The organism is Actinomadura sp. NPDC048021, from assembly GCF_040653135.1.
In the GTDB taxonomy this organism is placed as follows: Bacteria; Actinomycetota; Actinomycetes; order Streptosporangiales; family Streptosporangiaceae; genus Spirillospora; species Spirillospora verrucosospora.
The window spans coordinates 57,857-79,980 of sequence record NZ_JBEZJQ010000019.1; the positions used below are offsets into that span (position 1 = coordinate 57,857).

At 75.0% G+C, this 22,124-nt stretch carries 25 protein-coding genes, 1 pseudogene and 1 riboswitch; of the genes and pseudogenes, 16 read left to right on the forward strand and 10 right to left on the reverse strand.

From position 1 onward, the window contains the following. Window positions 1–90 precede the first annotated feature (90 nt). From AB0C87_RS28305 to glyA, 9 genes and pseudogenes are all read left to right on the forward strand, one after another. Window positions 91–1,278, forward strand: a complete 1,188-nt coding sequence (locus AB0C87_RS28305; protein WP_345184342.1) for a phosphoglycerate kinase — start codon at window positions 91–93, stop codon at window positions 1,276–1,278. Window positions 1,279–1,280: 2 nt separating this feature from the next. Further along, window positions 1,281–2,090 carry a triose-phosphate isomerase gene (gene tpiA, locus AB0C87_RS28310; RefSeq protein WP_360580363.1) on the forward strand — a complete coding sequence of 270 codons (810 nt, stop codon included), beginning with the start codon at window positions 1,281–1,283 and terminating at the stop codon, window positions 2,088–2,090. A 139-nt stretch (window positions 2,091–2,229) separates the two neighbouring features. Continuing rightward, window positions 2,230–2,472 carry a preprotein translocase subunit SecG gene (gene secG, locus AB0C87_RS28315; protein WP_089313386.1) on the forward strand — a complete coding sequence of 81 codons (243 nt, stop codon included), beginning with the start codon at window positions 2,230–2,232 and terminating at the stop codon, window positions 2,470–2,472. Window positions 2,473–2,554: 82 nt separating this feature from the next. Then, the gene (locus tag AB0C87_RS28320; protein WP_149258133.1) at window positions 2,555–2,926 is read left to right on the forward strand and encodes an RNA polymerase-binding protein RbpA; all 372 of its coding nucleotides are present in this window, start codon (window positions 2,555–2,557) and stop codon (window positions 2,924–2,926) included. Window positions 2,927–3,207: 281 nt separating this feature from the next. After that, a complete protein-coding gene (gene bla / locus AB0C87_RS28325) occupies window positions 3,208–4,143 on the forward strand; it encodes a class A beta-lactamase (RefSeq protein WP_360580364.1) in 936 nt (311 codons plus the stop codon). Further along, window positions 4,140–5,387 carry an MFS transporter gene (locus tag AB0C87_RS28330; RefSeq protein WP_345184350.1) on the forward strand — a complete coding sequence of 416 codons (1,248 nt, stop codon included), beginning with the start codon at window positions 4,140–4,142 and terminating at the stop codon, window positions 5,385–5,387. The genes bla and AB0C87_RS28330 overlap by 4 nt, the downstream gene beginning before the upstream one ends. A gap of 77 nt (window positions 5,388–5,464) precedes the next feature. Next, window positions 5,465–5,956 (forward strand): Lrp/AsnC family transcriptional regulator, encoded by a 492-nt coding sequence (locus AB0C87_RS28335; RefSeq protein WP_345184353.1) that lies wholly within the window; start codon window positions 5,465–5,467, stop codon window positions 5,954–5,956. Window positions 5,957–6,065: 109 nt separating this feature from the next. Further along, window positions 6,066–6,899, forward strand: a pseudogene (locus AB0C87_RS28340) (EamA family transporter); the annotation flags it as partial. Window positions 6,900–7,003: 104 nt separating this feature from the next. Then, window positions 7,004–7,090: riboswitch (ZMP/ZTP riboswitch) on the forward strand. Between the two features lie 53 nt (window positions 7,091–7,143). After that, on the forward strand, window positions 7,144–8,415 hold the full coding sequence (gene glyA, locus AB0C87_RS28345) for a serine hydroxymethyltransferase (RefSeq protein WP_345184359.1): 1,272 nt from the start codon (window positions 7,144–7,146) through the stop codon (window positions 8,413–8,415). 3 nt (window positions 8,416–8,418) lie between these two features. Here glyA and AB0C87_RS28350 read toward each other — a convergent pair whose 3' ends face one another. Continuing rightward, on the reverse strand, window positions 8,419–9,204 hold the full coding sequence (locus tag AB0C87_RS28350; protein WP_345184361.1) for a class I SAM-dependent methyltransferase: 786 nt from the start codon (window positions 9,202–9,204) through the stop codon (window positions 8,419–8,421). Beyond that, on the reverse strand, window positions 9,188–10,252 hold the full coding sequence (locus AB0C87_RS28355) for a GNAT family N-acetyltransferase (protein ID WP_353835291.1): 1,065 nt from the start codon (window positions 10,250–10,252) through the stop codon (window positions 9,188–9,190). The genes AB0C87_RS28350 and AB0C87_RS28355 overlap by 17 nt, the downstream gene beginning before the upstream one ends. 162 nt (window positions 10,253–10,414) lie before the next feature. Between AB0C87_RS28355 and AB0C87_RS28360 the strand changes: the two genes are divergently transcribed. Genes AB0C87_RS28360 through AB0C87_RS28370 form a run of 3 tightly spaced genes read left to right on the forward strand, consistent with a single transcriptional unit; the run spans window position 10,415 to window position 13,153 of the window. Next, entirely contained in the window at window positions 10,415–11,086 is a 672-nt protein-coding gene (locus tag AB0C87_RS28360) for a carboxymuconolactone decarboxylase family protein (RefSeq protein WP_360580367.1), read from the forward strand. Beyond that, complete coding sequence (locus tag AB0C87_RS28365) at window positions 11,079–11,666, forward strand: GNAT family protein (protein WP_345184370.1); 588 nt, start codon at window positions 11,079–11,081, stop codon at window positions 11,664–11,666. The genes AB0C87_RS28360 and AB0C87_RS28365 overlap by 8 nt, the downstream gene beginning before the upstream one ends. Window positions 11,667–11,716: 50 nt before the next feature. Further along, window positions 11,717–13,153: an FAD-binding oxidoreductase gene (locus AB0C87_RS28370; protein ID WP_345184372.1), complete on the forward strand. Its 1,437-nt coding sequence runs from the start codon at window positions 11,717–11,719 to the stop codon at window positions 13,151–13,153. On the opposite strand, the gene AB0C87_RS28375 is transcribed toward AB0C87_RS28370, so the two are convergent. After that, window positions 13,140–13,934: an isocitrate lyase/phosphoenolpyruvate mutase family protein gene (locus AB0C87_RS28375; RefSeq protein WP_353835290.1), complete on the reverse strand. Its 795-nt coding sequence runs from the start codon at window positions 13,932–13,934 to the stop codon at window positions 13,140–13,142. The two genes, AB0C87_RS28370 and AB0C87_RS28375, sit on opposite strands and share 14 nt — an antisense overlap. A 26-nt stretch (window positions 13,935–13,960) precedes the next feature. Next, window positions 13,961–14,692 carry an amino acid racemase gene (locus AB0C87_RS28380; protein WP_353835289.1) on the reverse strand — a complete coding sequence of 244 codons (732 nt, stop codon included), beginning with the start codon at window positions 14,690–14,692 and terminating at the stop codon, window positions 13,961–13,963. Between the two features lie 73 nt (window positions 14,693–14,765). On the opposite strand from AB0C87_RS28380, the gene AB0C87_RS28385 reads away from it, so the two are divergent. Then, on the forward strand, window positions 14,766–15,311 hold the full coding sequence (locus AB0C87_RS28385; protein WP_353835288.1) for a helix-turn-helix domain-containing protein: 546 nt from the start codon (window positions 14,766–14,768) through the stop codon (window positions 15,309–15,311). A gap of 37 nt (window positions 15,312–15,348) precedes the next feature. On the opposite strand, the gene AB0C87_RS28390 is transcribed toward AB0C87_RS28385, so the two are convergent. Continuing rightward, complete coding sequence (locus AB0C87_RS28390; RefSeq protein ID WP_345184385.1) at window positions 15,349–16,077, reverse strand: phosphodiesterase; 729 nt, start codon at window positions 16,075–16,077, stop codon at window positions 15,349–15,351. A 46-nt stretch (window positions 16,078–16,123) separates the two neighbouring features. Between AB0C87_RS28390 and AB0C87_RS28395 the strand changes: the two genes are divergently transcribed. After that, the gene (locus AB0C87_RS28395; RefSeq protein WP_345184387.1) at window positions 16,124–17,512 is read left to right on the forward strand and encodes a PLP-dependent aminotransferase family protein; all 1,389 of its coding nucleotides are present in this window, start codon (window positions 16,124–16,126) and stop codon (window positions 17,510–17,512) included. A 10-nt stretch (window positions 17,513–17,522) separates the two neighbouring features. On the opposite strand, the gene AB0C87_RS28400 is transcribed toward AB0C87_RS28395, so the two are convergent. Then, on the reverse strand, window positions 17,523–18,134 hold the full coding sequence (locus AB0C87_RS28400) for a hypothetical protein (protein WP_345184389.1): 612 nt from the start codon (window positions 18,132–18,134) through the stop codon (window positions 17,523–17,525). 187 nt (window positions 18,135–18,321) lie between these two features. On the opposite strand from AB0C87_RS28400, the gene AB0C87_RS28405 reads away from it, so the two are divergent. Then, entirely contained in the window at window positions 18,322–18,867 is a 546-nt protein-coding gene (locus AB0C87_RS28405) for an AAA family ATPase (RefSeq protein ID WP_345184392.1), read from the forward strand. Window positions 18,868–18,977: 110 nt separating this feature from the next. Then, the gene (locus tag AB0C87_RS28410) at window positions 18,978–19,349 is read left to right on the forward strand and encodes a VOC family protein (RefSeq protein WP_345184394.1); all 372 of its coding nucleotides are present in this window, start codon (window positions 18,978–18,980) and stop codon (window positions 19,347–19,349) included. Window positions 19,350–19,364: 15 nt separating this feature from the next. Here AB0C87_RS28410 and AB0C87_RS28415 read toward each other — a convergent pair whose 3' ends face one another. The 4 genes from AB0C87_RS28415 to AB0C87_RS28430 all read right to left on the reverse strand — a co-directional run bounded on the left by AB0C87_RS28415 (window position 19,365) and on the right by AB0C87_RS28430 (window position 22,073). Continuing rightward, complete coding sequence (locus AB0C87_RS28415) at window positions 19,365–19,577, reverse strand: hypothetical protein (RefSeq protein ID WP_345184396.1); 213 nt, start codon at window positions 19,575–19,577, stop codon at window positions 19,365–19,367. A gap of 90 nt (window positions 19,578–19,667) precedes the next feature. Beyond that, window positions 19,668–20,342, reverse strand: a complete 675-nt coding sequence (locus tag AB0C87_RS28420; RefSeq protein ID WP_345184398.1) for a response regulator transcription factor — start codon at window positions 20,340–20,342, stop codon at window positions 19,668–19,670. Beyond that, window positions 20,339–21,469, reverse strand: coding sequence for a histidine kinase (locus AB0C87_RS28425; protein ID WP_353835286.1), 1,131 nt, complete (start codon window positions 21,467–21,469; stop codon window positions 20,339–20,341). The genes AB0C87_RS28420 and AB0C87_RS28425 overlap by 4 nt, the downstream gene beginning before the upstream one ends. Window positions 21,470–21,617: 148 nt before the next feature. Then, entirely contained in the window at window positions 21,618–22,073 is a 456-nt protein-coding gene (locus tag AB0C87_RS28430; RefSeq protein WP_185024800.1) for a MarR family transcriptional regulator, read from the reverse strand. Between the last annotated feature and the right edge of the window lie 51 nt (window positions 22,074–22,124).

Consider the following 22,124-nt stretch of genomic DNA (forward strand, 5'->3'; position numbering starts at 1 on the left):
GCCCCTCAGCTCACCCCCCCCCCCCCCCCCCCCGCGCCCGCCCCCGCCGCCGCCACGGCGGGGCCGTGTACGGAAGGACACCGCATCCCGATGCGCACCATTGACGACCTCGACGTCGCCGGACGGCGCGTCCTGCTGCGCGCGGACCTCAACGTCCCGCTGCAGGACGGGCGGATCACCGACGACGGGCGGATCCGGGCCAGCCTGCCGACGATCGAGGCGCTGCGGGCCCGGGGCGCCCGGGTCATCGTCTGCGCCCACCTCGGCCGCCCCAAGGGGCAGGTCAAGCCCGAGCTGTCGCTCGCGCCGGTCGCCGCCCGCCTGGGCGAGCTGCTGGGCGCGCCGGTGGCGTCCGCGACCGACGTCGTGGGCGACTCCGCCCGCGCCGCGGCCGACGGCCTCGCCGACGGCGGCGTCGCGCTGCTGGAGAACCTGCGCTTCGAGCCGGGCGAGACCAGCAAGGACGACGCCGAGCGCGGCGCCTTCGCCGACCGGCTGGCCGCGCTCGCCGAGGTCTACGTGGGGGACGGGTTCGGCGCGGTGCACCGCAGGCACGCGTCCGTCTACGACGTGCCGAAGCGGCTGCCGCACGCCGCGGGCGGGCTGATCGCCGCCGAGGTCGCGGTGCTCAGGAAGCTCACCGAGGACGTCGAGCGCCCCTACGCGGTCGCGCTCGGGGGGTCCAAGGTGTCCGACAAGCTCGGGGTCATCGACAACCTGCTCGGCAAGGCCGACCGCATCCTCATCGGCGGCGGCATGGTGTTCACCTTCCTCAAGGCGCAGGGCCACGAGGTCGGCCGGAGCCTGCTCGAGGAGGACCAGCTCGACACCGTCCGCGAGTACCTGCGCCGCGCCGAGGAGACCGGGGTCGAGTTCGTGCTGCCGGTCGACATCGTCGCGGCCACCGCGTTCGCCGCGGACGCCGACCACGACGTGGTGCCCGCCGACGCGATCCCGGCCGACCGGCTGGGCCTGGACATCGGGCCCGAGTCCGGCAAGCTGTTCGCCGCGCGCCTCGCCGACGCCAGGACGGTCTTCTGGAACGGCCCCATGGGCGTGTTCGAGATGGAGCCCTACTCGCACGGCACCCGCGCCGTCGCGCAGGGCCTCATCGACTCCGGCGCGTTCACCGTGGTCGGCGGCGGCGACTCGGCCGCCGCCGTCCGGCTGCTCGGCTTCGACGAGGCGGCCTTCTCCCACATCTCGACCGGCGGCGGCGCGAGCCTCGAGTACCTCGAAGGCAAGACGCTGCCCGGCCTGCAAGCCCTGGAGGACTGACGATGGCCCGCGCGACCCCTTCCGGCGGCCCGACCGGCCGCAAGCCGCTCATGGCCGGCAACTGGAAGATGAACAACAACCACCTCGAGGCGATCGCGCTCGTCCAGAAGATGGCGTTCGCGCTCAAGGACGCCGACTACGCGGCCGTCGACGTCGCGGTGCTCCCGCCGTTCACCGCGCTCCGCTCCGTGCAGACCCTGATCGAGGCCGACAAGTACGGAATCCAGTACGGCGCGCAGGACGTCTCCCAGCACGCGTCCGGCGCCTACACCGGCGAGATCTCCGCGGCGATGCTGGCCAAGCTCGGCTGCACCTACGCCGTCGTCGGGCACTCCGAGCGGCGCCAGTACCACGCCGAGGACGACGCGGTCGTCAACGCCAAGGCCAGGGCCGCGCTCGCCGCCGACCTCACCCCGATCCTGTGCGTGGGCGAGGGGCTGGAGGTCCGCAAGGCCGGCGGGCACGTCCCGCACGTGCTCGCGCAGGTCGACGGCGGGCTTGAGAAGATCACCGCCGAGCAGGTGCGGCGCACGGTGATCGCCTACGAGCCCGTCTGGGCGATCGGCACCGGCGAGGTCGCCACGCCGCAGGACGCGCAGGAGGTCTGCGGGGCCATCCGCACGCGGCTCGCCGAGCTGTACGACGGCGGTGTGGCCGACGAGGCGCGTATCCTGTATGGCGGTTCGGTGAAGGGCGGCAACGTCGCCGGGATCATGGCGCAGGCCGACGTGGACGGCGCCTTGGTCGGAGGTGCCAGCCTGGACCCGGGAGAGTTCGTCAAGATCTGCCGGTACCGGGATCTGCCGGTCTGATCACATCTGATCAATTCCGCGTGAACCGGGGGTTCTTGCCGAACCAGCGGGGACTTCGTCGTACCCTTCGTAGCTGACGGGTAAACGCCCGGTCCGGCTCGACCTCCGTCCTGAACTACAGACAAGGCGCTGAAGAAACGTGATCATCGCAACGTCCATCGTGCTCATCGTCACGAGCCTGCTGATGGTGGTCCTCGTCCTGATGCACAAGGGCAAGGGCGGCGGCCTGTCCGACATGTTCGGCGGCGGCGTCTCGTCCTCCCTCGGAGGGTCGTCGGTGGTCGAGCGCAACCTCGACCGGCTGACCATCGGCGTCGGGGTGGTCTGGTTCGCCTCGATCGTCGTGCTGGGACTGCTGTTCAAGCACAAGGGCGTCGGCTGAGCCGGCCCGTCCAACACATGCGAGCGCCGCGCCGTCCTCGAAGGTCACGGGCGGCGGCGGCACACCAAGCGAGGAGTATTCCGTGGGTAGTGGCAACGCGATTCGGGGCAGCCGTGTCGGGGCCGGTCCGATGGGAGAGGCGGAGCGCGGCGACGCCGCCCCCCGCGTCTGGGTGACCTTCTACTGCGCCAACCGGCACGAGACCCGCCCCAGCTTCGCGACGGACGTCGCGGTCCCCGAGACCTGGGACTGCCCGCGCTGCGGGTTCCCCGCCGGCCAGGACTCCGAGAACCCCCCGGCCCCGCCGAAGACGGAGCCGTACAAGACCCACCTCGCGTACGTGAAGGAGCGGCGCAGCGACGAGGACGGCGAGGCCATCCTGGAGGAGGCGCTCGCCAAGCTCCGGCAGAAGCGCGCCGCCGTCAAGCAGGCCATGGAGGCCGCGGCCCGCTGACGCCGCCGAAGCCGCACCGTGTGGCCCGATCCCGTTCCGGGGTCGGGCCACACGGTTTTTCCGGCCGCCGGATCCTGGGCCGCCGGGCGCCGGCGCCGCGGGGCACGGGCTTCGGCAGAATCGCCGGTCGCCGTGAGGCGCCTCGGTCGGCCTGTCTGACCAGCGCTGATATGGAGATGCGTATGGCGGTACGAGTGATATCCATATTGGACGTCACGAGTGCTGCTCTGGTCTGCTGGGCGGCGTCCGCCCTCCGCCGCCGGGAAAGCAGGTGCCTCCGCATGCCATCCGAGCAGTCAGGCTCCTCCCGGCGGGCGCTGCTGGCCGCCGCGGCCCTGCTGCCGCTGGCGGGATGCGGCGACAAGGAGCGCCCGTCGTCCGCGCCGTCCTCGCCGCCCGCCCGGCGCTCGGCCGCGCCGCCGGACCTGTCGCGGTTCGCGGCGCTCGAACGCCGGCACGGCGCCCGCCTCGGCGTGTACGCGCTGGCGACCGGGACCGGAGCCGAGGTCGCCTACCGCGCCGACGAGCGCTTCGCGTTCTGCTCCACCTTCAAGACGCTCGCCGCGGCGGCGGTGCTGCACCGCAACCCGCTCGGCCACCTGGACGAGCGCGTCACCTACACCCGGGCCGACGTGAACTCCATCTCACCGATCACCAAGGACCGCGTCGCCACCGGGATGACCATACGGGAGCTGTGCGACGCCGCCATCCGCTTCAGCGACGGCACGGCGGGGAACCTGCTGATGCGCGACGTCGGCGGACCTTCGGGGCTGACCGCCTACCTGCGGGGCCTCGGCGACACTGTCGGCCGCATGGACGACTACGAGCCCGAGCTGAACAGGGTGCGTCCGGAAGACCCCCGCGACACCACGAGCCCCCGGGCGATCGCCGCCGACTACCGCGCGATCGTCCTCGGGGACGCGCTGGAGCCCGGCAAGCGCGCTCTGGTCCGCGGCTGGCTCGAACGCAGCGCCACGGCCGTCGGAGCCCAGCGCGTGAGGGCGGGTCTGCCCCGGGGATGGAAGGCGGCCAGTAAGACCGGCACCGGCGACTACGGCCGGGCCAACGACATCGCCGTCGTGCGGCCTCCCCGGGGCGCCCCGCTGATGGTGGCCGTCATGTCCGACCGCCCGGGCTACGACACCCCGCCGAAGAACGCCCTGATCGCGGAGGCCACCGCGCTGGTCGTCTCGGACCTGTCCCGGGCAGGGCTGTGACCGCCGTCTCCGTCCCCGCGCCCGCCCCCGCGCCCCCCGGCCCACCGCCCGCCCCCGCCGCGAACCCGTCCGACCGCAGGGTCGTCGCGGTGGTCGTGGCGATCCAGCTCGCCGCCAGCCTCGGCTTCTTCGCGGTGATGGCGCACCTCGTCGCCCACCTCCGGCACGACCTCGGGCTGCTGGCCGGCACGGTCGGCCTGGTCCTCGGCGTGCGGGTGGGCCTGCAGTTCGCGCTGCTCCTGCCGGTCGGCGCGGTCACCGACCTGCTCGGCGCGCGCCGGACCGGAATGATCTCCTGCGCCGTGCGCGCGCTGGGGTTCGCGGGCCTCGGGTTCGCCGGAAGCGTGGGGGCGCTGCTCTGCGCGGCCGTCGCCATCGCGGTCGGCGGGGCGCTCTACAACCCCGCGGGCCACAGCCTGCTGGCGTCCGTCGGCCCCGCCGGCCGGTCGGGCGGCTTCGCCGCCTACGTCGCCGCCCAGCACCTGGCGACGGTCGCGGGCCCGCCGATGGGGCTCCTCCTTCTGGGCACGGGCTCCGGGTTCGCGCTCCTGACGGGGGCGGCCGCCGCACTCTGGGTGGTCGCCGGCGTCCTCTTCCTTCTCGTGCCCCGGTCCGGCGGGAGAAGCACGACCGCGCGTCCCCGCGACGTCCTCGCGGGCGTGCGGGCGGTGCTCGCCGATCGGGCGTTCCTTTACTTCGCGCTGCTGACCGCGCCCACAACGCTGCTCGCCACCCACATCATGACGGCCGTGCCCCTCCTCGGCTTCACGCCCGCGGTGGCGACGCTCAGCTTCTCCCTGCTGGCGATGGTCGCGGCGGCGGTCCAGCCCCTCGTCGCCGTCCGGCGCCGCGGCGAGCGGCCGTGGGTGCTGCGGACCGGCCTGCTGTGCGCCGCGGCCGGGTTCTTCGTCCTCGCGGCGCTGGACGGCACGCGACCCGGCCCGCTGATGCTCGCGGCCGTCCTCAACGGCGTCGCCAACGGCCTCGTCCAGCCCTCGGTCTTCCAGCGGACCGCCCGGCGCGCTCCGCCGGAGTGCTTCGGCTCCTACTACGGCGTACTGGCGTTCTGCGCCGGCATGTTCTCCTTCGCGGGCGACCTGGTGATCGGCCGCCTCTTCGACCTCGGCCCGGCGGGCGCGGCGTGGGCCCTCACCGGCGTCGGCGCCTGCGCGCTCCTGGCGGTGGCGTGCACCGCGGCGGACACCATGGCGGGCCCCGTGGCGGGCCCGGCCCGCGGCGAATAATCTTCGGGGGACGGGACGTCCGGGCGCGATTCCCGCGCGGGAGTTCGGCGTCCGCCGGGCAGTTCGGGAGGGACCACATGGACGCGGTCGACCAGGCGATCCTGCGGCGCCTGCAGCGGGACGGGCGGCAGACCAACCGCGAGCTGGCGGAGGCGGTGGGGATCGCGCCGTCCACGGCCCTGGAGCGGACGCGGGCGCTGCGCTCGCGGGGCGTCATCACCGGGTTCCACGCGGCGGCCGACCTGGAGCGGCTGGGACGCGGCGTGCAGGCGCTGATCTCGATCAGGATCCGGCCGCAGTCGCGCGAGGCGATCGAGTCCGCGCGCGACAGCATGGCCTCGATGCCCGAGACGATCGGGGTCTTCGTCGTGACCGGGAACGAGGACCTGCTCGTCCACGTGGCCGTGCCGAGCACCGCGTACCTGCGCGACTTCGTCCTCGACCGGCTGGCGCGCCGCAAAGAGTACGTGGACGTCCGCACGATCGTCGTGTACGACTACGTGCAGCCGGTCGAGCAGTCCGAACTTCCGTCGGACCACCGGCCTGAAGGCCGAACGCCCTACAGCTGAGGTATGCAGTTCTCCGTGAGCGGCGAAGGAATGACGGCCTCGGTCGTTTGAAGCGAACGAATGACGGTCCTAAGGTCTGAGTTCCGCATGTTCGCCTAGCTTCGGCGGCATGGACCGATGGAACAACACATCCGGTGTGCTGCTGGTGCTCGCCGCCGGCGTGCTCTGGGGAACGGTCGGGCCGGCGCAGGTGCTGGCGGGTCCGTCCGCGGACCCGGTCGCGGTCGGCGGCGCACGGATCCTCTCGGGCGGGCTCGTCCTCGCCGTCCTCGTACTCGTGGCGGACCGCCGCGCGTTCCTGGCGCTGACCAGGCGCACCTGGCCGCACCTCGCGGCGGCCTCGGCGGCGACCGGCGTCTTCCAGGCGTCGTTCTTCAGCGCGGTCGACCGGACCGGCGCGGCCGTCGCGACCGCCGTCGTGTTCGGGCTCGCGCCCGTCTCCACCGGCCTCTGCGAGCGGCTCGTCCTGGGCGCCCGGCTCGGCCGCCGCTGGTGGGCCGGGACGGCCTGCGCGGTCGGCGGCGTGGCGCTGCTGATGGTGCCGGGGGAGGCCGTCCACGCGGACCCGGCCGGGATCGCGCTGAGCCTGGCCGGCGGCACGTGCTTCGGCGTCTACACGGTCTCGGCCAAGGTGCTGGTGTCGGCCGAGACGCTCACGGGCCACGGCGGCGGGATGCGAGGGGCCGGGATGGCCGGAGCGGTGTCGGTGACGCTCCTGGCCGGGGGAGCGGCCCTGCTTCCCTGGACGCTGCCGGAACTTCCCGCCCTCGCCGCGCCGCGCTCGGCGGCCCTGGTGGCCTGGCTCGGGCTCGCCGCCACCGCCGCCGCGTACATGTTCTTCGTCACCGGCCTCGGCCGGGTGACGGCCGCGACCGCCGGGACGCTCAGCCTCGCCGAGCCGCTCGTCGCCGCCGGCCTGGCCGTGGCCGTCCTCGGCGAGCGCATGTCGGCGCCGGTCGCGGCGGGGTCGCTGCTGCTGCTGGGCGGGCTGTTCCTGGTCTCGGTCCCCGCACGCGCGCCCCGCCGGCGCGGGCCGGCCCGGTATGATGGCGCCCACGCGACTGGCGCAGTCAAGGTGGAGACGACCACCGGGGAGCGAAAGTAGTCCGCACACCGCGCGCCTGGGTGTACGGGTCCCCTTCGCCGGGGTGCCCGAAGCCCCGGCGCGAGCAGCGCGGAGGCTCACGATGCACGAACCGGCCGTACCCCATCTGCAGGGCCAGGACCCCGAGATCGCCGCGCTGGTGGAGGCCGAGGCCCGCCGCCAGTACGAGAAGATCCGCCTGATCGCCTCGGAGAACTACGTCTCGGAGGCGGTGCTGGAGGCCGCCGGCACGGTCCTGACCAACAAGTACTCCGAGGGCTACGCGGGCAAGCGCTACTACGAGGGCCAGCAGAACGTCGACCCCATCGAGCTGCTCGCCATCGAGCGGGCGAAGGGCGTGTTCGGCGCCGAGCACGCCAACGTCCAGCCCTACTCGGGCTCGCCCGCCAACCTCGCCGTCTACATGGCGTTCCTGGAGCCCGGCGACCCGGTCATGGGCCTGTCGCTGCCGATGGGCGGCCACCTGACGCACGGCTGGTCGGTTTCGGCCACCGGCAAGTGGTTCCGCCCCGTCCGCTACGACGTGCGCGCCGACACCGGCCGCGTCGACATGGACCAGGTGCGCGACCTCGCCCTCAAGGAGCGGCCGAAGCTGATCTGGTGCGGCGGCACCGCGGTCCCGCGGACGATCGACTTCCCGGCGTTCGCCGAGATCGCCCGGGAGGCCGGGGCGGTCCTGGCGGCCGACATCGCGCACATCGCGGGCCTGGTCGCCGGCGGCGCGCACCCGTCCCCGGTCGGGCACGCCGACGTCGTCACCACCACCACGCACAAGACGCTGCGCGGCCCCCGCGGCGCCATGATCCTGTCGACGGCGGAGCACGCGAAGGCGGTCGACAAGGCCGTCTTCCCGGGCCTGCAGGGCGGGCCGCACAACCACACGACGGCCGCGATCGCCGTCGCGCTGAAGGAGGCGGCGCAGCCGGACTTCGCCGGGTACGCGCGGCAGGTGGTCGCGAACGCCAAGGCGCTGGCCGCCGCGCTGCTGGACCGCGGCTACGACCTGATCTCCGGGGGCACCGACAACCACCTCATCCTCATCGACCTGACCGGCAAGGGCGTCGCGGGCAAGCCCGCCGCGCAGGCCCTCGACCGCGCCGGCATCGAGCTGAACTACAACGCCGTCCCGTTCGACCCGCGCAAGCCCTTCGACCCGTCCGGGCTGCGGCTCGGCACCGCCGCGATCACCACCCGGGGGATCGGCGAGGAGCACATGCCGCAGCTCGCCGCATGGATCGACGAGGTCGTGCAGGCCGCCGCCAAGCAGGACGAGGCGGTGCTGGACCGGGTCGCCGGGCAGGTTCGCGACCTGCTCGCGTCGTTCCCGATGCCCGGCTGGCGGTCCGCGCCCTGACGCTCAGCGCGGGCGCAGCAGAGTGATCATGCGCCAGGCCCCGGGGTCGGCGAGGGGCACCGCCCCCTCGCCGACCCCGAAGTCGCCGTACTGCGCGACCGCCTCCAGCCCGCCGGCGAGGCGGATCGCGGCGTCCAGCTCGGTGGCGGTCCAGAACCGGTAGGGCACGACGTCGCGCACGACCCGCGGCTCCGCGCCCTGCCCGGTGATGGTCATCGTGACGCGGTCGTCGGCGATCTGGGTGACCGGGTCCAGCCGGTCGGACGGCTCGCCCCAGCGCACGCTCGCCCGGACGCCGTCCCGCTCGACCGTCCAGCCGGTGGTGACGCTCGGGTCGTCGCCCAGCCGGTCGCGGGGATGCGACATCTCGACGACGTAGAGGCCGCCGGGGGACAGGTGCGCGGCGGCGCACCGCAGGTGCGCCACGAACGCGTCCAGCGTCATGAGGTGGGACGTGGAGTCCAGCATGGTCGCGACGAGGTCGAACCGGCGGCCCAGCGCGAACCGCGTCATGTCGCCCTCGACGACCTCCAGCCCGACGCCGGCGCGTTCGGCCTCGCGGGCCGCGTAGGCGCACATGCGCGGGTTCAGGTCGAGCGCCGTCGCCGCCAGCCCGCGGCGGGCGAGCTCGCGGGCGTGCTCGGCGGGCCCGGCGGCGAGCTCCAGCGCCGTGGCGGGGGCGAGGCCCTGCTCGGCGCACCAGCCGAGCAGGACGTCCACCTCGGCCGGCACGTCGCGGAACGAGCACGCCAGCTCGTAGGCCCAGGGATCGTCATATACGCCGCTCACCCGCCCATCCTGCCAGCGCCCCCGGCTCGGCGGGACGGCCGTCCAGCCGCAGCCTGATCTCCACGATCGCGGCGTCCCCGGTGCGCCGCGTCCGCCCGCCGAGCGAGGTCAGCAGCCGCCGCATCCGGGCGTTCTCGCTCAGCGCGGTCGCCCGCACCTCCACCAGGCCGCGGTCCCGGGCCAGCGCGAGCAGCAGCCCGGCGAGGCCGCGGCCGAGCCCGCGGCCCTGCCAGGCGTCCTCGACCAGGAACGCGACCTCCGCCGCGCCCGGGTCGCGGACGAGGACCAGGTGCGCCAGCGCCAGCAGCGACCCGTCCGGGCCCTCGGCGACCAGCGTCAGGCCCCGCGCGGGATCGCAGAACCCCTCGAACGACCGGCGCGGCGGGTACGGCTTGGGGCTGAAGTAGCGCATCCGGCGGCTGTCCAGCGAGCAGCGCTCGTGCAGCGCCCGCACGGCGTCGCCGTCGCGCGGCTCGACCGGCCGGACGACCACCTGCGTCCCGTCGCGCAGCGCGATCCGCCGGGACGCCGACGGGCGCGGCGCCGCCGGGAGCGCGGCCCGCACCAGCGCGTCGGCCCGCGCCGCCTCCGTCGCGGTGAACGGCAGCCCGGCGCGCCGGAGCCGGACCGAGCGCCCGCGCACCGGGACGAGGAGGTCGCGGCGGTCGGGGTCCTCGTCGCCGGGGGCGTCCCAGCGTGCCTCGTCGGCGCGCAGCAGCTCGCCGAGGATCTCGGGCACCGCGTGCGGCTCGGCCCGGAGCCGGGCCGCCAGGGCGAGGGCGCGGGTCGGCTCGTCCACCAGCTCGTGGGGGCGCGCGGGGAGGACGGCGGTGCGGGTGCCGCCCGCCGCGCCCAGCGCCTCGGCGAGGGCGCGGGCGTCCGGGCCGCCGCGCGGGACGTCGACGATGAACTCGTCGACCACCCCGTCGGCGTCGAGCTGGACCGACAGCCCGAGGATGTTGGCGCCGCGCTGGGCCAGCGCGGCCGTGAGGGAGGCGAGGCGGCCGGGACGGTCCTCGATCTCGGTGCGGATGCGCAGCAGCGGCATGGGACGTTCCCTCCGGGGGCCGGGCGCCCCGTTCGTGTCCGGTGCGGTCGCCGACAAGGGTCGCCGACGCGTGTTACGCGGCCGCTACGTCATCGTGTGCCAGGGGTTTCACATTCCGGACGGGGGTTGAGCCGCCCGCTCCGAGCGCCTAGCGTGCGGTGAGTGATCGACCCCGTGACCGGTGAGCGCGTGAACGACCGACCGCGGCGCGGCCCGTCCCCGACGAGGCTCCCGCTGCTCCTCCCCGGTTCGCTCAGCGAGGAGCAGCGAGCCGTCTACGAGGCGGTGACGGGCGGGCCCCGCGCCGGCGACCGCAATCCCCCCTTCGCCCTGGCCGACGACATCGGGCGCCTGCAGGGCCCGTTCAACGCGATGCTCTACAGCCCTCCCGTCGGGCTGCCGCTGCAGGACCTCGGTGCCGCGCTGCGCTTCCGCACCGGGTTCACCAAGCGCGAGCGCGAGATCGCGACCCTCGTCGTGGCGGCGCACCTGCGCTCCGACTTCGAGTGGTACGCCCACGAGCGGATCGGGCGCCGGCAGGGGCTCGCCGACGAGGAGACGGACGCGCTGCGCGAGGGCCGTGCGCCGATGCTCGCCGACGTCCGCGAGCGCGTCGTGTACGAGGCGGCGCGCCAGCTCGTGGCCGAGGGCGATCTCGCTGACGCCGTCTACACCGAGGCGGTGGCCACCCTCGGCCGCACGGCCCTCGTCGAGCTGGTCACGCTCGTCGGCTACTACCAGGCGCTCGCGCTGCAGCTGCGGGTGTTCCGCGTCGGCGTCCCCGACGGGGAGGCCACGCCCGAGTGGCCCGCCGCGGGGGACGGGTATGAGTGAGGTGCTGCGCACCGTCCGGCTCGTGCTGCACCCGGTGTCGATGCGCGACCACGGAGCCCTGCTGACGCACTGGACGGGGCCCCTCGTCCGCCGCCACCTGTTCGACGACCGGGTGGTCACGCCCGTGCAGGTCAGCGAGATCATCGAGGCCAGCGAGCGGGACTTCGCCACCGAGGGCTACGGGCTGTGGGCGCTGCGCCCCGCCCCCGCGTCCCCGGGCGGCGGCGCGGCGGCGCCCGGCGGCCCGCTGGCGGGCGTGGCCGGGCTCAGCCACCACGAGGGTCCGCTCGGCCACGGCGTGGACGTCGAGATCCTCTACAGCCTGGAGCCCGACCACTGGGGGCGGGGGCTGGCCGCCGAGGCGTCCCGCGCCGTCCTGGACTACGCGTTCGGAGTGGTCGGGGTGCACCGGATCACCGCCGAGATCGACACGGCCAACCCCGCGTCGTCGCAGATCGCGCTCCAGCTCGGGATGCGCCGGTGGCGGGAGGGCCCCGCCGGGCCCGACGGCGCCGCGTACTACGCCGCCGAACGCTCCCGTTGGGTCGGATCCCGTCGAAAAGTCGACGCTGTGCCCTAGAATCCGTTGTCGCCTGTTGATTTTGCTGCGGAATGCAGCAGGATGAGCCCATGAGCTCCTCCCCGGGCCGGGCGCCCCTGGCTCCCGGTTTCGCCAACGGCGGCGTCTCCCACTGGTACCGGGCGGCCGGACGCCCCGAACCCGGCCCCCGCCTGCCGGGCCCGCGCACCGCCGACGTGTGCGTCGTCGGCGCCGGGTACACCGGGCTCTGGACCGCCTACTACCTCAAGCGCGCCCGCCCCGACCTGCGGATCGTCGTGCTGGAGCGCGAGTTCGCGGGGTTCGGCGCGTCCGGGCGCAACGGCGGCTGGGTGCTGGGGGAGATCGCGGGATCCCGGGAGCGCTACGCCGCCCGGCACGGGCGTCCCGCCGCGATCGCGCTGCAGCACGCCATGTTCCGGGCGGTGGACGAGGTCGTCCGCGTCGCGGGCGCCGAGGACGTCGACGCCGGCCTGGTCAAGGGCGGCGTCCTGCACGTGGCCCGGAACGCCGCCCAGCGCGCCCGCCTCGCCGCCCTGGTGGAGGAGGCACGCGAGTGGGGCTGGAGCGACGAGGACCTCGTCCCGCTGCCCGCCGCCGAACGCGACGAGCGGCTGCGCGTCGAGGGCGCGACCGGCGCCGCGTGGAGCCCGCACGCCGCGCGCGTGCAGCCCGCCGCGCTCGTCCGGGGGCTCGCCGCGGCGGTCCGGCGGCTCGGCGTGCAGATCTACGAGCGGACGCCGGTCGTGCGGATCGACCCACGCCGGCCGGACGGGGCGGCCGCCGCCGTCACCCCGTTCGGGACCGTCGCCGCCGAGTACGTGCTGCGGGCCACCGAGGGCTTCACCGCCGCGCTGCCCGGCCACCGCCGCGACTGGCTCCCGATGAACAGCTCGATGATCGTCACGACGCCGCTGCCCGCCCGCGCCTGGAAGGAGATCGGGTGGGAGCGCCGCGAGCTGCTCGGCGACATGGCGCACTACTACATGTACGCGCAGCGCACCGCCGACGACCGCATCGCCTTCGGCGGCCGGGGCCGCCCCTACCGGTACGGGTCGCGCGTGGACGACGGCGGTCGGACCGAGCCGTCCACCGTCGACGCGCTCTGGACGATGCTCGCCGGGATGCTGCCCGCCGTCGCCGATGAGGGGGCGGTGGAGCACGCCTGGTCGGGCGTCCTCGGCGTCCCCCGCGACTGGTGCGCGACGGTCGTCCTCGACCGCGCGACCGGGCTCGGCCACGCCGGCGGCTACACCGGCCACGGCGTCGCCACCGCGAACCTCGCCGGCCGCACCCTCCGCGACCTCGTCCTGGGCCGTGACACCGACCTGACGGCGCTTCCGTGGGTGGACCGCCGCGTCCGCCGCTGGGAGCCCGAACCCCTCCGCTGGCTCGGCGTCCACGCGATGTACGCCCTCTACCGCGCGGCCGACGCCCGCGAGTCGTCCGCGCCGTCCGCGCGAACCTCGGGCCTGGCCCGCCTCGCCGACCGGATCACCGGCCACTGACGAGCCGCTGGACGTCCCCGTACGACGGTACGCGAGGGGCGTCGCCCTCCCCGGTCACGCCGAGGGCCGCGACGACCGCCGCGCGCAGTGCCGCGCGGAACGGGAGCGAACCGGTGCTCACCCGGTGCACGCCCAGCCGGGCGAGCCGCGGGTAGTCGGTCTCGCCCGGCAGGTGGAGCACGTTCAGCGGCAGGCCGGTGGCCTCCAGGACCGCCCGGACGTCGGCGTCGCCGGCGATCCCCGGGACGAAGATCCCGTCCGCTCCCGCCCGCGCGTACGCCCGCGCCCGCCGCAGCGTCTCCTCCAGGTCCGGCGCGCCGAGCCAGAACGTGTCGACGCGGGCGTTGAGGAACACCCCCGGCGCGGCCTCCTTGACGGCCGCGATGACGGCCGCCTGGTCGCGCGCGGAGGCGAGGGCGCCGCCGGCGCGGCCGTCCTCCAGATTGATCCCGGCGATCCCGTACGAGGCGAGCTCGGCGGTGAGCGCGGCCACGTCGCCGGGCCGGTCGGAGAACCCGCCCTCGACGTCGACGGTCACCGGGACGGGCAGCCGCGCCAGCGTCCGGGCGAGCGCGATCGTCTCCGCGCGCGTGCCGCCGGCCCCGTCGGTCTTCCCGGCCGCCGCGGCGACGCCGAGGCTCGTCGTGCCGATCGCCGGGAACCCGGCCTCCACCAGCGCCGCGCCGCTCGCGAAGTCCCAAGCGTTCGGCAGCACCAGCGGACGGTCCCCGTGGTGGAGCCGCCGGAAACGGCTCGCCTTCTCCTCGCCCCCGAAGTCCATGACCGGCACTCTAGGGGCGGGTCGTTTCAACGGGCGTCGAAGCGTCCGCCGCGCCAGGCCGGGACGGGACGCCGGTCCGCGGCCACGTCGAAGGCGGCGCGGGCCAGCAGGCGGGTGGAGTCGAGCGTGGGCAGCGGCGACGCCTCGGGCGTGACCAGGAGCGGGATCTCGGTGCACACCAGCGCGACCGCGTCGCACCCGCGTGCGGCGAGGCGCTCGATGATCCGGACGTACTCGCGGCGCGAGTCCTCGGTGAAGACCCCGTTGACCAGCTCGTCGAAGATGATCCGGTCGACGGTCTCCCGGTCGGCCGGGTCCGGGACCTCGGCGGCGATGCCGCGCACGGCCAGCTCGCGCGGGTAGAGCGGCCCGTCCATGGTGTAGCGGGTGCCGAGCACGCCGACGCGCGTGCGGCCGTCGCGGGCGGCCTGGTCGGCGACGACCTGGACGATGTGCAGGCCGGGAAGCGCCAGGTCGGCGCCGGGGTGTTCGAGGGCCAGGTGCGCGGTGTTGTCGGGGCAGACGAAGAAGTCCGCGCCCGCCGCGGCGAGCCGCCGGGCGCTCTCGGCCAGGATCTCCCTGATCGGGGCGTGGTCACCGGCGTCCCACGAGGGCATGCTGCGCGCGAGCGCGATGAGGTCGAGCGTCACGTCCGGGTGGTCGTCGGGGCCCAGCTCGCGGAAGCCCTCCTGGCAGAAGGTCCGGAAGCACAGCGCGGCGCCTTCCGCGCTGTGGGCGAGGATGCCGAGGTGCCTCATGCTCAGTCCGTTCGTTGTAGCGAACAATCGTCCAGTACAGTGAACACTACCTTCGGAGGGCGGGAGCGGGCGAGTGGATGTGATCGCGGTGATCGCGGCGTCGATCCGGCGGGAGCGCGAGCGCGCCGGGATGTCCCAGACGGAGCTGGCCAGGCGCGCGGGCCTGGCCAAGTCGACGCTCTCCCAGCTGGAGTCGGGCGCCGGGAACCCGAGTGTGGAGACGCTGTGGGCCCTGGCGACGGCCCTGGGCGTGCCCTTCAGCCGCCTGGTGGACCCGCCGCGCCAGGCCGTCCGGGTGATCCGGGCGGGGGAGGGGCCGGCCGCGCACTCCGACCGGGCCGACTACACGGCGACGCTGCTGGCGTCGTCCCCGCCGCACGCGCGCCGCGACCTCTACCGCGTCACTGCGGAGCCGGGCGAGCCGAGGGTCTCCGACCCGCATCCGCCGGGCACCACCGAGCACGTCGTCCTCAGCGCCGGCCGCGCCGTGGCCGGGCCCGCGTCGGGGCCGCTGGAGCTCGGACCCGGCGACTACCTCGCCTACCCCGGCGACGCCCCGCACGTCTTCGAGGCGCTGGCGCCCGGCACGGTCGCGGTCTTCCTGATGGAGCACCTCTAGTCCGGGCCGGGGCGGGAAGCGCCGCCCCGGCCGCACCCTAGAAGGTGCGGTAGTGCGTGCTCAGCCGGCCGTCGTCGTCCAGGACGTGGAAGGCGACGCCCGGGGGAGCGGTCAGGTCGGCGATGTCGCCCTGCTGCCACGGCAGCCGGAGGGTGGACACGACGCCGGGGGCGACGAGGAGGGGCCGCCCCGCGAAGGTCGTGGCCGCGGCCGTGTGGGCATGCCCGCACAGCATCGCCACGACCTGCGGGTGCCGCAGGACCACCTCGGCCAGGCGCCGCTCGCCGAACTGCCGGATCCCGTCCACGTACGGGATCTGGAGCCTCACGGGCGGGTGGTGGAAGCAGACGAACGCGGGCGCGTCCGGCGCCTCGGCGAGCCGCCGGTCGAGCCACCCGATCGTCTCGTCGTCGAGGCGCCCGTGGGCCTCGCCGGGGACGGTCGAGTCGCACATCAGGAAGGTGGCCCCGCCGATCTCGTGGACGCGGTTGACCGGGCCGTCGCCCGGCGGCTCGTCCAGGAGGAACTCTAGGTACGGGCCGCGCCTGTCGTGGTTTCCGGGGCAGGTCAGCACCGGATGCCCCGACGCGAGGACCTTGCGGGCCTGCTCGTACTCGGCGGGCTCGCCGTGGTCGGCGATGTCCCCGGTGACGAGGACGGCGTCGACCGGCACGCCGTTCAGGTGGTCCATGACCCGGGCCGCGCGTTCGGCCCGGCCGTCGCCGCCGTCCAGATGGGTGTCGCTGAGCTGCGCGAGAACAATCATGGTGCGAATCTAGAACCCGACCGGACCAGGATTAAGATCCAGTTCCATGCGCGGAGAATGGACCGGTTCGGTCGACCTGCATCTGGACGTCGACCCCTCGGGCGGCCGCCGCGCCGGACTCGAACGCGCCCTCCGGGAGGCCGTCAGGTCCCGGCGCCTGGCCCCCGGCGACGTCGTCCCCTCGACCCGCGCGCTGGCCGCCGAGCTGGGCCTGGCGCGCGGGACGGTCAGCGCCGCCTACGACCAGCTGACGGCCGAGGGCTATCTCACGGCCGTCCCCGGCGGGCGGACGCGGGTCGCGGCCGGGCCCGCGCCGGCGCCGGCGCCCGCGGAGCCGGCGTCCGCCGAGGCGCCGGCGCACGACCTGCTGCCCGGGCGGCCCGACCTGAGCACGTTCCCCTCCACGGCGTGGCTGCGCTCGACGCGCCGCGTCCTGGCGTCCGCCCCGCCCGACGTGCACGCGCTCGGCGACCCGCGCGGCCGCCGCGAGCTGCGCGAGGCGCTGGCCGGATACCTCGGCCGGGCCAGGGGTGTGCACGCCGACCCCTCCCGGATCGTGGTGACGTCCGGGTACGCCCAGTCCCTCGGCCTCCTCGCCTCCGTCCTGCGGGACCTCGGAACGCACTCGATGGCGATGGAGGAGCCGGGGCATCCGTTCCACCGCGCGATCGTCCGGCGCGCCGGGCTCGCCGTCGTCCCGCTGCCCGTGGACGAGCGGGGCGCGCTCCCGGGACCGCTCGGCCCGGCGGGCGCGGCCGTGCTGACCCCGGCGCACCAGTACCCGACCGGCGCTACCCTCCCCCCGGACCGCCGCCGCGCCTTCGCCGCCTGGGCCCGCGAGGCCGGCGGCACGATCGTCGAGGACGACTACGACGGCGAGTTCCGCTACGACCGCCAGCCGGTCGGGGCCCTGCAGGGGACGGCGCCCGACCACGTCGTCTACGGCGGCACCTCGTCCAAGACCCTGGCCCCGGCGCTGCGCCTGGCCTGGCTGGTCCTGCCCGCCCACCTGGTCGAGCCCTTCGCGGAGGCCAAGCGCCTCGCCGACGCCCACACCCCGTCGCTCGCGCAGCTCGTCCTCGCCGACCTCATCGGCACCCACGCCTACGACCGGCACGTCCGCGCCGCCCGCCTGCGCTACCGGCGCCGCCGCGACCTCCTGGTCGCGGCGCTGCGCGACCGCGCCCCCGGGGTCCGGGTCCAGGGGGTCGCCGCAGGGCTGCACGCCCTGGTCATGCTCCCGGACGGCGGACAGGGTGAGGGCGAGGTCATGCGCCGCGCCGCGTTCCATGACCTCGCCCTCATGCCTCTGCGCGACCACTGGCAGGACCCCGGCGACCGCCCCCAGGGCTTCGTCGTCGGCTACAGCACCCCGGTCGGCGCCGCCTACCCGGCCGCTCTGGACGCCCTCTGCGCCGTGCTCGCCCCGGCGTGACCCGCGCCGCTCACATGTTCGTGCGCGGCTCGGGCGCCGCCCCCTCGTCCTCGCCGACCAGCCACGCGTCCTCCTCCTCGATGTCTCCTGCCGGGATGGTGGTGGGGACGGCCGACCACGCGTGGAAGAGCGTCGGAGGCCCGCCCCACGTCGGGGTCGGCACCACCCACTGGTCGTCGGCGACGTGGTTGTTGTAGAGACCGAGGGCGTAGGCGGGGTACTGGTCAGGCACGATCCCCCAGTAGTTGGCGCCGGTGCCCGGCACGGGGATGAACCTCCAGTGCTGGAGCGGGCTGCCCGTCCGCCCTTCCCGTGCGGTCAGGATCGGCGACAGCTGCGGGATGCTTCCGGGGCCGGGCCCCGGACGGAACGTCAGGACGTGCTCGTTGACCTGGTGCTCCACAAGGTGGACGGAGCGCCCGCCGCGCAACCGGATCTCGTACAGCCGCCATTGCGCCGTCTTGTCGGACGGCAGCGGCCAGTGGTTCTCGTTCTGCACCTCGTCGTTGAGCGTCGTCGTCGACTGGTTCTCGCTCTGCAGGAAGGTGCCCGACACCTGGTGGACGAGCAGGACGGGCTCGCGGGTGGGGGGCTGTCCCTGGACCAGGCGCTGAGCCGGCATATGCGGTTCCTCTCGGGGGATCGACGTCACGCTCCCCATTCCCGAGTGCGACGTTCTGGTCACTTACCGTGAGGTTGCGCCTGTCTGGCGACTCCGCGACCCACATCTGGCCTGCGACCGTCACCCTCCGCGATCCGGCATGGGCGCGGGCCGCCCGCCGCCCGCCGCCCGCCGCTAGGGTGATCATGTGCCCAGCAGCGTTCTCGTTCTGACCGGCCCTCCCGGAGCGGGGAAGTCGACGGTCGCGGCCCGGATCGCCCGCCGCCAGGAGAAGGCCGTCCACCTGCACACCGACGACTTCTGGCACTGCATCGTGGCCGGAGCGGTCCCGCCGTACGAGCCGGCGTCGCACTCCCAGAACGAGACGGTGATGGACGTCATCGCCGGTGCGGCGTTCACCTACGCGAGCGGGGGCTTCGTCACGGTCGTCGACGGAATCGTCGGCCCCTGGATGCTCGGCCACTTCCGCCGGCAGGCGACGCGGCACCCCTCGGTGCCCTTCCACTACGCGGCGCTTCGCCCGCATCGCGACGTCACGCTCGCCCGTGCGCAGGCCCGGACGGCGCCCGGTGCGCTGGTGGATCGGCGTCCCGTCCTGGCGATGTGGGACCAGTTCGCCGACCTCGGCGAGCTGGAGCGCCACGTGCTCGACACCTCGGGCGAGGACGCCGCCGGGACCGAGGCCCGGGTCGCCGAGGCCTTCGCCTCCGGCCGCCTGCGGCTGCGCCTCTAGGGTGGCGCCCGGGACCGTTCCCGCCGGCCGGCGGCATTTCGCTCGACGCCCCGCACGGGTCTCTGAGAGCGTGGGAGCCGATATCCGATCTTGATTGGTGGAGGCCGACCGTGGCGTGCCGGATCAGTGAACTCGTGCTCGACTGCCGCGACCCGGAGAGACTCGCGGAGTTCTGGTGCGAGGTGCTCGGGTTCGTGGAGCTGGACCGGGAGGACGGCGACATCGAGATCGGCCCGCCGGAGGGGTCCGGCGGGCTCCAGCCGACGCTGATCCTCAGCCGCAGCGACGAGCCGAAGAACGGCAAGCTGCGGCTGCACTTCGACGTGAACGCGACGGACCGGGACCAGGACGCCGAACTGGAGCGGCTCCTCGCCGCCGGCGCGCGGCCGGTGGACATCGGGCAGACCGGGGAGGAGAGCTGGGTCCCCCTGGCCGATCCGGAGGGCAACGAGTTCTGCCTGCTCCGGGCGCGCCTGACCTGACCGCCGGGGCCGGGCTCACCGGCCGGTCCGGAAACGCGAGCCGGCGAAGGCGCCGGCGAGGGCGGACAGGATCGGCACGACGATGAAGGCGGCGAGCAGGAGGGGGGTGCCGTCGACGTCGAGCGTGCGGTCCAGGACGAACGTGAAGAACGCTCCCACGGTCTCGGTCAGCAGGAAGCCCGCGGCCCCGCCGACCACGAGCCCGATCATGGCGCCGGTGTGGTTCATGGTCCCCATGATCGGGACGCGGCCGCCCCCGCCGCATCGGCCCGCGGCGGGCTTCCGCCCTACCCCGCCGGTTGCGGGCCGGCGGCGCGCCTACCGCCGTGGTCGCACCCAGCGCGGGCTGACCATGCCGGACTCGTAGGCGAGGATGACGAGCTGCGAGCGGTCCCGCACGTCCAGCTTGGACATGATGCGGCTGACGTGGGTCTTGGCCGTGGCGGGGCTGAGCACGAGGCGGGCGGCGATCTCGTCGTTGCTGAGCCCGGCGGCGACGAGCAGCATCACCTCCCGTTCCCGGACGGTGAGGGAGTCGAGCCGCGGGCCGGGGACGGGCGCCTGGGCGCGCCCGGCGAACTCTCCGATGAGGCGGCGGGTGACGGACGGGGTGATCAGCGCGTCCCCGCGCGCCGCCACCCGCACCGCGTGGATCAGCTCCGCCGGCTCGGTGTCCTTGAGCAGGAAGCCGGTGGCTCCGGCGCGCAGCGCCCCGTACACGTACTCGTCCAGGTCGAAGGTCGTCAGGATCACCACCCGCACGCCGCCGAGCCGCGGGTCGGCGGTGATCCGCCGGGCGGCCTCCAGGCCGTCCATGCCGGGCATCCGCACGTCCAGCAGCGCCACGTCCGGGCGCAGCCCGCGGCAGGCGGAGACCGCCCGCGCGCCGTCCGCGGCCTCGCCGACGACGGTGATGTCGTCCTCGTCGTCGAGGATGGAGCGGAACCCGGCCCGCACGAGGCCCTGGTCGTCGGCCAGCAGAACCTTGATCATCGCTTGCGCGCCTCGTTCCCGTAGGGCAGCCGGGCCCGGACGAGGAAGCCGCCGCCCGGCCGCGGACCCGCCGTCAGCTCGCCGCCGAGCGCGCGGGCCCGCTCGCGCATGCCGTCGACGCCGCTGCCCGGCCCCGCCGGCGGCGCGGCGGCGCCCCGGCCGTCGTCGGCGACCTCGACGAGCAGCGCGCCCGGCCCGCGCTCGACGCTGACGGTGACCTCCGCGGCGACGGCGTGCCGCGAGACGTTGGTGAGCGACTCCTGCACGATGCGGTAGGCGGCCAGGCCGACCTCGGTGGGCGGGTCCGCCTCGCCGGTGACGCCGCCGTGCACGGTGAGCCCGGCCGCCCGCGCCGTCCCGATCAGCCCGCCGATCCCGTCCAGGGAGGGCGGGGGCGCGGTCGGCGCCTCCTCGTCGGCCTGCCGCAGCACCCCGAGGGTCGCGCGCAGGTCGCGCAGGGCCTCCCGGCTCGACGCCTTGATGGCGGCGAGAGCCGCCTCGCCCTGCGCCGGGTCCCGGTGGAAACGGTGCAGCGACGTTCCGGCCTGGACGTTGATGAGCGAGAGGTGGTGCCCGACGACGTCGTGCAGCTCGCGGGCGATGCGCAGCCGCTCCTCGCCGGCGGCGCGCCGCTCGGCCTCGCGCAGGTAGGCGATCCGGCTGTGCCGCACCCACCCGAGCGCGACCACGGCCACCAGCCATCCGGTCAGCATGAACAGGGCGACGCCGTTGACGTCGCGGTTGCCGAGGAGGGTGCCGGCGCCGGTGGCGATCACGGTCAGCGCCGCGAGGACGACGGCGGCCTGGAGCCGGCCCGCGGCCGCGACCGCGTACAGCGCCGCGATGACCGCGATCATCAGCCCGCCGTCGTGCAGGCTGGCGACGTAGTAGACGCCGGTGGCCACGAGGACGAGCGCCGCGACGGCCACCGGGCGCCGGCGGGCGAAGAACAGCGCCCCGCAGGCGAGGAGGATCAGCGCCCAGTCGAACGCCGTCGCGGCCCACGGCTCCTCGCGCGGCCCCACGAGCGACTTCAGGCTGCTGACGGCCACCACGGCGAGCACTCCGCCCGCCAGGGCCGCGTCCCGCGCGCGCCCTGCCGGCGGGATCAGGCGACCACCCATCATCCCGTCAGCCTAGACGCCGGTCCGGCGCGGCTCCGTCCTCCGCGAGGCCGAGCGCTTCGCGCCGGACCCGCAACCGGGGTTGTAGGCGGGCGCCGTCCGCCCGCAACCGGGGGAGGACGCGCGGCGCCCCTCGCCGCCGCGCGAGCGGTCAGTCCTCGTAGGTGTGGACGAAGCGGGACAGGAGGCGGGCGAAGGCGGAGCGCTCCTCGTCGGTCCAGCCGCTCATGGCCTTGGCGAAGTGCTCCTGCCGGGTGCGGCGGGTGGCGTCGACGACGGCCCTGCCGGCGTCGGTGAGCTCCAGATGGATGCGGCGGCCGTCCTCCTGCGAGGCGACCCGCCGGACGTAGCCCGACTTGACCGCCTCGGCGACGATGCGGCTGCCGCGCGAGGCGTCGACGCCGAGGCGGGCGGCCACCAGGCCGACGCTCATTTCCTCGCCGGGCCGGTCGGGACCCTCGTCCACGATGTCCACGACGTGCAGGACCTGCACGTCGACGGGGAGGTTGTGGTCGCGGATCGCCGCCTTGCCCAGCCGCTGCCGCGACATGCCCCTGCGCAGCCTGACCATGCTCCGCTCGACGGCGTCCAGCGCCTCGTCGCTCATGGCGCCCAGTCTAGATGGATTGCGCGACTCATCTATCTGTGTTTAGCATCT

Excerpts from the sequence above, each read along its gene's own strand:
- AB0C87_RS28305 (WP_345184342.1), top strand. The coding sequence starts at position 91 with ATGCGCACCATTGACGACCTCGACGTCGCCGGACGGCGCGTCCTGCTG.
- tpiA (WP_360580363.1), top strand. The coding sequence starts at position 1,281 with ATGGCCCGCGCGACCCCTTCCGGCGGCCCGACCGGCCGCAAGCCGCTC.
- bla (WP_360580364.1), top strand. The coding sequence starts at position 3,208 with ATGCCATCCGAGCAGTCAGGCTCCTCCCGGCGGGCGCTGCTGGCCGCC.
- AB0C87_RS28335 (WP_345184353.1), top strand. The coding sequence starts at position 5,465 with ATGGACGCGGTCGACCAGGCGATCCTGCGGCGCCTGCAGCGGGACGGG.
- glyA (WP_345184359.1), top strand. The coding sequence starts at position 7,144 with ATGCACGAACCGGCCGTACCCCATCTGCAGGGCCAGGACCCCGAGATC.
- AB0C87_RS28355 (WP_353835291.1), bottom strand. The coding sequence starts at position 10,252 with ATGCCGCTGCTGCGCATCCGCACCGAGATCGAGGACCGTCCCGGCCGC.
- AB0C87_RS28365 (WP_345184370.1), top strand. The coding sequence starts at position 11,079 with ATGAGTGAGGTGCTGCGCACCGTCCGGCTCGTGCTGCACCCGGTGTCG.
- AB0C87_RS28370 (WP_345184372.1), top strand. The coding sequence starts at position 11,717 with ATGAGCTCCTCCCCGGGCCGGGCGCCCCTGGCTCCCGGTTTCGCCAAC.
- AB0C87_RS28375 (WP_353835290.1), bottom strand. The coding sequence starts at position 13,934 with ATGGACTTCGGGGGCGAGGAGAAGGCGAGCCGTTTCCGGCGGCTCCAC.
- AB0C87_RS28380 (WP_353835289.1), bottom strand. The coding sequence starts at position 14,692 with ATGAGGCACCTCGGCATCCTCGCCCACAGCGCGGAAGGCGCCGCGCTG.
- AB0C87_RS28390 (WP_345184385.1), bottom strand. The coding sequence starts at position 16,077 with ATGATTGTTCTCGCGCAGCTCAGCGACACCCATCTGGACGGCGGCGAC.
- AB0C87_RS28395 (WP_345184387.1), top strand. The coding sequence starts at position 16,124 with ATGCGCGGAGAATGGACCGGTTCGGTCGACCTGCATCTGGACGTCGAC.
- AB0C87_RS28400 (WP_345184389.1), bottom strand. The coding sequence starts at position 18,134 with ATGCCGGCTCAGCGCCTGGTCCAGGGACAGCCCCCCACCCGCGAGCCC.
- AB0C87_RS28415 (WP_345184396.1), bottom strand. The coding sequence starts at position 19,577 with ATGAACCACACCGGCGCCATGATCGGGCTCGTGGTCGGCGGGGCCGCG.
- AB0C87_RS28420 (WP_345184398.1), bottom strand. The coding sequence starts at position 20,342 with ATGATCAAGGTTCTGCTGGCCGACGACCAGGGCCTCGTGCGGGCCGGG.
- AB0C87_RS28425 (WP_353835286.1), bottom strand. The coding sequence starts at position 21,469 with ATGATGGGTGGTCGCCTGATCCCGCCGGCAGGGCGCGCGCGGGACGCG.
- AB0C87_RS28430 (WP_185024800.1), bottom strand. The coding sequence starts at position 22,073 with ATGAGCGACGAGGCGCTGGACGCCGTCGAGCGGAGCATGGTCAGGCTG.